The sequence below is a fragment of the Simiduia sp. genome, from assembly GCF_058345725.1.
Map to the genome: position 1 here is coordinate 1 of NZ_JBTUOC010000066.1, position 6229 is coordinate 6229.

The following is a 6229-nucleotide window of genomic DNA, read 5'->3' on the forward strand; positions in this document are numbered from 1 at the left end:
CTGCGCGCCATCATGGAAGCGGCCGATAAAACCGACTCGCCCGTGATCGTGCAGGCCTCTGCCGGTGCGCGCAAATACGCCGGTGCGCCCTTCCTGCGCCACCTGATTTTGGCGGCTATCGAAGAATTCCCGCACATTCCCGTGTGTATGCACCAGGATCACGGCACCAGCCCGGCGGTGTGCCAGCGCTCCATTCAGTTGGGTTTTTCCTCCGTGATGATGGATGGCTCACTGCAGGAAGACGGCAAAACCCCTGCCGATTACGACTACAACGTGCGCGTGACTCAAGAAGCCGTGGCCATGGCCCACGCCTGTGGCGTATCGGTAGAGGGCGAGCTGGGCTGCCTGGGTTCTCTGGAAACCGGTGAAGCCGGCGAAGAGGACGGCATTGGCGCCGAGGGCAAACTGACCCACGATCAAATGCTCACCGACCCCGAAGAAGCCGCCGACTTCGTGCGCAAAACCAAAGTCGACGCCCTGGCCATCGCCTGCGGCACCTCCCATGGCGCCTATAAATTCACCCGTCCACCAACCGGTGACATCCTGGCCATCGATCGCATTAAAGCGATTCACGCGCGCATTCCCAACACCCACCTGGTGATGCACGGTTCATCCTCTGTGCCGCAAGAGTGGTTAAAGGTGATCAACGAATTTGGCGGCGACATTCCAGAAACTTACGGTGTGCCCGTCGAGCAAATTTGCGAGGGCATCAAGTACGGCGTGCGCAAGGTCAATATCGATACCGACCTGCGCCTGTCGTCCACCGGTGCTGTGCGTCGCTTCCTGGCAGAGAATCCACGCGAGTTTGACCCGCGCAAATTTCTGGCCAAAACCACAGAAGCCATGCGCGACATTTGCATTGCCCGCTACGAAGCCTTTGGCACCGCCGGTCAGGCCAGCAAAATCAAAGCGCTGAGCTTAGAGGCCATGTACAAGCGCTACGAAAACGGCAGCTTAGACCCCAAAGTTAACTGAGTGAGCACAACGGCAGCGCCTGACCGCGCTGCCGTTTTATTATGAGTAAACTGTTAACCGCCATTCAAACGCTGCATCAACAGTGGCAACCCCTAAGTGCCGATCCCTCGGTCTCCAGCCACTGGCAAAACCACCACGCTTTTCAAACCTATCTGCAATTTTACGGTCTGGATCGGTTTACCAAAATCAACCCCAAGCTGCGGCATGGCTTTGGCTATTTGGATGTGAGCACGCAGAAAATTGCCGCCCACTATTGGTTACCTGAACAGCCCAAGGCGTTGTTGATTGTGCTGCACGGCTACTACGATCACGTGGGGCTTTACGGTCACGCAATTGAATTTGGTTTGCAACAGGGCTACGCGGTGATGGCCTTTGACCTGCCAGGCCACGGCTTATCGGATGGCCCGCGCGCCAGTATCGATGACTTTAGCCAGTACACCGCGGCATTGGCGGCAGTGTTTGATTTTTCCGCAGAACTACCCGTTAACGGCCCTACGCTGGCGCTGGCGCAAAGTACTGGGTGCTCGGTGTTGCTTAAATACCAGCTTGATATGCAAGCCCAAGTAGAAGATGCCGACATACTCGATGGGCAGGTGTTGCTCGCACCGTTAGTGCGGCCCCACGGTTGGCAGCTGAGTCGCATTGCCCACTTTTTTCTGCGTCATTTCATTAGAAGTTTACCGCGGGTATTCACCGACAACTCACACGACGCCGACTTTCTGACATTTTTAAAAAGCGACCCCTTGCAACCCACGCATTTATCAGTGCGCTGGGTAACCGCCATGAAAATGTGGCTGCATCAATTCTGGCGCTGCAAGCCACTTACTGTACCCACGCTGATTGTGCAGGGCCGCGAAGATACCACCGTAGATTGGCGCTTCAATATACCGGTACTCACCGCGCGCCTGCCCAACCACCAGCTTTATTGGGTAGAACATGCCCGACACCAATTGATCAACGAGCGCGAAGATATTCGCACAGATTTTTTAACTCAGGCCGCGCACTTCTTTGACAGTGTGTGCCAACCCAATCCCGAGCAAGTCCTACAGAGCAAGCGGGTGGGATAAACCCTTTTGAGTTAGTTCAGTGAAATGACTCGGCTTAGTGGTCAGTGAGCGCTTTATCCGTTTGGTTAAGCGAGCGCGCGTCTCTTAAGTGCCCCTTTCGTTTTATTGGTCGATGCCCACAATGAATCGCGCATGCTACTTATCCGTTGCATGCCTAGGCGTGCGCTAGGACCTAACGGGATGACTATAGGTAGAGCGGGTCTACAAAAGGGTGATAGAGCGCTGGCGCGCGATGCCAAAACCTGCTGGGAATTAGTTTAATTGCCGGGCAGGCTGCTTTCCTCGCGAGCGATTGTACGGCGGTGCTACTGTCACAAAGCCGGTCGCCTGGAGCCTTGGCGAGACTAGGGCACACAAATGAATCGACGAGCTGTCAAAATTTTCTTCGCTAGGTAGTCCGACGCATAGCCAGACTGCGGTATTTACATTAGATTATGCGACGCAAACCCGCCGCAGGGCAGCTCGACAGCTTCCTCCATTCGCGCCGACGGTGGGTTGTGCACCTAAATGATGATTCCCTAACTCGTTAGCAAATTTAAGGTGGTTTGTATGCGCGTCTCTTTTTGGTGTGTCGTGTTTTTTGCCGCCTTACTGGCGGCCTGTTCCGAGCGAAACCTCGATCAAGTAACGCCGGCGACCGAGGTTGGCGGTACATCTAAACACTTGCCGGTTGCTGAGGATGAAGGTCAACCAGTCGCGCAGGATGTAGCTCAGGATTGCCCGGGGTTTGAAGCACTGTTTGCCATGTTGCCGGCAGAGCTGGAAGGTGAGCCAGTCAGCGAACACTATGTGACCTGCGATGCGGTGTCGCCAACGGCGGCAGTGACTTTTGACAGCGTAGACGGAGAAACTTTCTGGACCTTCTCGGTAACCGCACGGGACCCCAACTTCCCCGGCGCAATACCCCGTTGGGATCTGCCCCATGCTACCGACGCACAAAAGGCGTATCTGAAAGAGGGGTTGGAATCAGTTAAGTCGGGAGAGGCGTTGATGTTCGAGATTTGCGTCAATAACCAAACCTTGCAGGGGCTGCCCGAGTGGCATAAAACGCACCAGTTCTCGGTTGGCCACTACGATATCTGTGTCGGCAATGATGCCAATCCAGCAGAAGACGGCTATTGGATCGGCCGCTCAGTACTACCGGAATATATGTATACCGTAAAAATAAAAGGCCAGAAGGCCTTGCAATTCGGTAATGCAAAAGCGGCGTCTGACTATATCGGCTTGATGTTTACCCAATTTAAATCGTAATTCCTTTGCTCCATGTAAACCGCACTGGCGGTACTGGCCTGTTGAGTGCTGGCCGCCAGTTTAAGGTGTTCTCCTTTTTGCGGGCTACCAAAAGGCCCCTCGCGAGAACACACTCTGGAAAGTAAATTGGCTGCATGTTCGTACAGTATATTAAGTTTTGGTGAGATATTGCCAAAAATATTGTTCCATCAGGTCTCATATTTGTTCTAGCAAAAATAAAATCTAGAAAAAACAAGAGCTTCCAGAAGTTACTGGCATACATATGAGAACTCGCATCCCGCATACCAAGCGCGCACACTTTCCTTTTTACGTGCTAATATCCACCAAAATAATCGTTTTAAATCAAAAAGTTAAAGTACGTTGATTTAAGCGCCACCGGCATACTGTGCCGGCACACTAATAAAATGTTATGCAAAAAGATGGCAGAGTAAGAAGAAATGATTTTACTTAGTGAAGATGGAAAGACTCTTGTCAAGATCGATTCATGGGAAGATGTAATAGAGCGCCCCGGATACACCGAAAAAGTAAACCCTGATGAGGTTACTTTAAAGCAAATAATCGGTAGATATCACATAGATCCTAAGCAGCCTTGTGGAATCGCGAGCTGTGGCACTGCCCACAATATGGGATATCTCGTGGTCTGTGAGGGAGGCATTGAAACAAATATCGGAAATAAATGTGGAAAAAGGATATTTGGGGTAGATTTTCAGACACTAGAGAAAACGTTCACACGTGACACAAATGCCCAAAGATACAGGGAGAACATTGTAAGAACTAAGAATCAGCTAGATCCAATTGAAAGAAAAGCAGAATTTCTCTGGAGTAGCGAAAGACAAGGGGCCTGGTGCGTAGAGCAGGTGGGGTGGCACGCAACCAAAGGCTTTGAGCAAGAAACACTCAATCGCCTTCATGATAGAGCTAGACGAAATGATGCGGAAATTAAAAAATCTGTCGCGCTAACGAAAGCTGAAAAAGAAGCCGCTAGGGGTGCTGGAAAGTTTGCAACTTTTCGTGAAGAAAATGTTGCCAGAATAAATGGCCTCTCAGCAGTGAAGGATTACAAAAAATTGAAATCGTTGTTGACAGTTACTCTTGGCGAAGAAGTTATTAAGTTTAAATCCCTGAATGAGGATGAGCTTTCATTTGAGAAGCTCAAACGCTGGAATAATTGGTCTAATACATTAGACAAAAAGATTAAGCAGGCTGAGGATATAATTGCTGAATGTCATAGGTTCCTATTAATGGACAACATTCAAACTATTCGGAACTATAAGCGTATTCTATAGCCATGCATAACAAGGCCAACCACAATCGCCCAATGCAAAAATGCGCATTGGGCTGGACCTCGCTGTCGCTCGGCCTGTGTTGGCGGCGTTATATTTAAGGAGAGAAAGTGCCAACAACGTGGATAGAAATAGTAGATACAACAGTTAAAATTGGCTTAGGTGCAATTATTAGTGGTACGTCTGCTTACATGTTGGCACGTCATAATCACTCGAAATCGATTGAAAAGGAGTATCTTCTCAAGCACAGAGACGTTATGGAATCCGTCACGCTAGATATTGAAGAAATGACCCATGCATTATTAAAGTATTGGTCATTCACATTAGACTGGGCCAGGAATAAAGAGAAAGGCATAAAAAATTCAGGAGAAAAATCTGATCAAATACGAGGTTTGCGTTCAGAAGTATTCTCTTTGTTTAAAGGCTTATCAAGTGCAGAAGGCCGCTTGCTGCTTCTGGGTTGTAAAGAGCAACAGCAGTGCTTAAGAGAATATGGTGAAAAAATATCCGAGTTCTATCGGTATGCTTCACGAAACAATGACGAAATGGAATGTGCTTCTCTAGAGGAGTGGCGAGTTAAATTACTTGCAAGTCGTGAAAGTCTATACGCATCACTCAGTAAAGCTTACAAGAATGCAAAAATATAACAATTCGATCAAACACCGTTCCGGCCTACGGCCTCCACTGGACGCTCAAAGCTCCGCTCGCTTGTGCATTTGCTTCGCAAGTTTTCGCACAAACCAGCTCCACTTTGTGCGCCGTTTAGCTATGCGTTATTGAGCCTTACTTAATTTAGGTATTGGAAAGAAAGGATTATATTCAATTGCGTGCCATTTTTCGGCGCGCCGGCATTAGGGAATATGCTGGTATCAGCATCGTAGTTTCGTTCTCATTGCCAATACGCAGGCTCTGTAGCCGGGTCTTGCGGCACTCCGCATTGTGGTGTGCCACTAAGTAAATACAAGGCTGGGGCAAGTACGGTATTCTTGCCCCATTGGTGGCCATAAGGTGCTCAACCTACTCTGTAGGTTGGTCAGACCAACCGGCCAATAACAAGCAAAACCAACCGACGCGCAAAAAGCGCGCGCGGTTGTTTCGGGCGTTATATGCCATGAGTGATTCTAATATTTATCGTAAGCTCGAAGAATTGAGAGCTCGCTTTGATGGCATAGCTATCGAAGACATAGAGCAAGAACTTGGACGTGTGCAGTTTGGGTCAATAAAAATTGACGGAATGGTATATCAGTCATCTACATGGCTTGACCAAGTTGGAGATGACAAGTTACTAATCTTTGAGCTGCATCAGTCAGGTCTCTTGGTAAGCAAAAGCTATTGTATTGGAATCAAATATTCCTATGGTGGCAATGCAGTTCATATAACTAATGAACAACTTTGGGAAATAGGTATTCCATAGATGGAAGCGTATAACAAGTTACTTAATTTCGTTCCGGCCACAAACAGCGTGGCCTCCACGGGACTGCCTACGCTGCGCTGCGTCAGCCCATTAGTAAAGCGTTGAGGCTGTAGAAAATCTCCCAAAAAACGCCGTTTTTTGATAGAATTCGGCATCGCTAAAGGGAATTCAGCCATGCCAAACTTCAAGAAGTATTCCTACGATCAAACCGCGATGGTTGTGGTCAACTTCAAAGATCA

6 protein-coding genes are annotated in these 6229 nt (G+C 49.1%); all 6 read left to right on the forward strand.

What is annotated here, in order from left to right:
* Window positions 1-975, forward strand: a 975-nt coding sequence (fba, locus tag ACW8F6_RS14235; RefSeq protein ID WP_491576542.1) for a class II fructose-bisphosphate aldolase, incomplete at its 5' end; no start/stop codon positions are given.
* 41 nt (window positions 976-1016) lie between these two features.
* Complete coding sequence (locus ACW8F6_RS14240) at window positions 1017-2042, forward strand: alpha/beta fold hydrolase (protein WP_491576543.1); 1026 nt, start codon at window positions 1017-1019, stop codon at window positions 2040-2042.
* 549 nt (window positions 2043-2591) lie between these two features.
* Entirely contained in the window at window positions 2592-3293 is a 702-nt protein-coding gene (locus ACW8F6_RS14245; RefSeq protein ID WP_491576544.1) for a hypothetical protein, read from the forward strand.
* A gap of 437 nt (window positions 3294-3730) precedes the next feature.
* The gene (locus ACW8F6_RS14250; protein WP_491576545.1) at window positions 3731-4579 is read left to right on the forward strand and encodes a hypothetical protein; all 849 of its coding nucleotides are present in this window, start codon (window positions 3731-3733) and stop codon (window positions 4577-4579) included.
* 107 nt (window positions 4580-4686) lie between these two features.
* Complete coding sequence (locus ACW8F6_RS14255) at window positions 4687-5223, forward strand: hypothetical protein (RefSeq protein WP_491576546.1); 537 nt, start codon at window positions 4687-4689, stop codon at window positions 5221-5223.
* Window positions 5224-5687: 464 nt separating this feature from the next.
* Window positions 5688-5990, forward strand: coding sequence for a hypothetical protein (locus tag ACW8F6_RS14260; protein ID WP_491576547.1), 303 nt, complete (start codon window positions 5688-5690; stop codon window positions 5988-5990).
* Window positions 5991-6229 lie beyond the last annotated feature (239 nt).